The sequence below is a fragment of the Rathayibacter sp. AY1C6 genome, assembly GCF_002931535.1.
Classification (GTDB): Bacteria; Actinomycetota; Actinomycetes; order Actinomycetales; family Microbacteriaceae; genus Rathayibacter.
Window position 1 is genome coordinate 1 of record NZ_PSWC01000049.1, and the last position, 1,837, is coordinate 1,837.

Here is a 1,837-nt window from a genome sequence, read left to right on the forward strand (position 1 = left end):
GCGCCACCCCGCCACTCGGGAGCCGGGACGCTCCTGGGGCGTCCCGGCTCCCGAGTGGCGGGGTGGTGCAGGGGGGTGGGGCTGGTGATCCGGGATCAGGAGGCGGCGATCGCCTCGGTGACCGCCGAACGGGCGTCGGCGGCGCTGTCGGCGGCGAGAGCGAGCTCCGCGTACCGCTTGGCGTCGTCGAGGGTGTGCTCGGCCAGCTCGGCGCGGACGTCGGCGAGAGCCGACGGCGACATCGAGAGGGTGGTGGCGCCGAGGCCGACGAGGACCACGGCGAGCAGCGGGTCGGCGGCGGCTTCTCCGCAGATCCCGACGGGCTTGCCCAGCGCCGCTCCCGCGCGGCCGACCTCGCCGACGAGGCGGAGCACGGCCGGGTGCCACGGGTCCTGGAACGCCGAGACCGTGCCGAGCATGCGGTCGGCGGCGAGCGTGTACTGGGTCAGGTCGTTGGTGCCGATCGAGGCGAAGTCCGCGACTCCGAGGATGCGGTCGGCGAGCAGGGCGGAGGAGGGGACCTCCACCATCACTCCGGCGGTACGGATGCCGAGCTCCCGCGCCATCGAGGTGAAGTAGCGGGTCTCGTCCACGGTTGCGACCATCGGCGCCATGACCCAGAGGTCGGCGTCGGTGGCGGCGTCGGCCTGGGCGAGGGCGGTGAGCTGGTCGCGGAGGATCTGCTCGCTGGCGCGGAGGGCGCGCAGTCCGCGGAGACCGAGGGCCGGGTTCTCCTCGTGGTCGTCGTTGAGGAAGCTCAGCGGCTTGTCGGCGCCGGCGTCGAGCGCGCGGACGACGACCTTGCGGCCGGGGAACGCAGCGAGCAGGCGCGTGTACTGCTCCGCCTGCTCGGCGACCGAGGGCGCCTCCTTCGCGTCGAGGAAGAGGAACTCGGTGCGGAACAGCCCCACTCCCTCGGCGCCGAGCTCGACCGCGTTCGCAGCGCCGTCGGCCGAGCCGAGGTTCGCGAGCAGCGGCACGGCGTGGCCGTCTGCCAGCGCGCCGGGGACGACCGGTGCGGCGAGCATCTCGGCGCGCTCGGCGATCGAGGACTTCGCGGCGCCGATCTCGGCGTCCGAGGGGTTCACCGTCACGACGCCGGAGGTGGCGTCGAGGATGACGAGCTGGCCGTCCCGCAGGTCGAGGGCGCCGGTGGTGCCGACGATGGCGGTGATCGACTTCTCCCGGGCGAGGATCGCCGTGTGCGAGGTCGGCCCTCCGTCGCTGGTGATCAGGCCGAGGACCTTCTCGAGGTCGAGCAGCGCCGTGTCGGCCGGAGCGAGGTCGCGGGCGACGAGCACGAACGGCTCGTCCGACTCGGGGACGCCGGGAGCGGCGACGCCGCGCAGGTGCGCCACGACGCGCTGCGAGACGTCGTCGAGGTCGGTCGCGCGCTCGGCCATGTAGCCGCCCATCGCCACGAGCAGGTCGCGGAAGCCGGCGAAGGCCTCGTGCACGGCGCGCTCCGCGGTCTTGCCCCCGGCGATCCGCGCCTTGACGTCGTCCGCGAGGGACGGGTCCTCGGCCATCAGGGCCTGGGCGTCGAGGACGTCCTTCGCCGAGCCGCCGGCCCGCTCGCCTCGGTGGCGGATCGTCGCGGCGGTGGCGGAGAGCGACGAGACGGCGCGCTCCTCCTCCTGAGCGATGCTGCGGGTGCTGGCGGTGTCCTCGGGCTCGGGCAGCGGCTCCGGCATGCGCAGGACCGGCCCGAGGGCCAGCCCGCGTCCCACTCCGGTGCCCTGGAGCTTGGCGGAGGCGTAGGCGGTCTGAGGAGTGGACAGCGTCATGGGTGCTCGTTCCTGTCGTTCGGAGTGCGGGCGGGAGAAGAGGATGCGGG

Annotated in this window: 1 protein-coding gene; it reads right to left on the reverse strand. The window is 74.2% G+C overall.

Translation table 11 applies throughout. The features are described from left to right. Window positions 1-95: 95 nt before the first annotated feature. Window positions 96-1,694, reverse strand: a complete 1,599-nt coding sequence (gene ptsP, locus C5D36_RS16480; RefSeq protein WP_244230703.1) for a phosphoenolpyruvate--protein phosphotransferase — start codon at window positions 1,692-1,694, stop codon at window positions 96-98. Window positions 1,695-1,837: the final 143 nt, after the last annotated feature.

Excerpts from the sequence above, each read along its gene's own strand:
- ptsP (WP_244230703.1), bottom strand. The coding sequence starts at position 1,694 with ATGCCGGAGCCGCTGCCCGAGCCCGAGGACACCGCCAGCACCCGCAGC.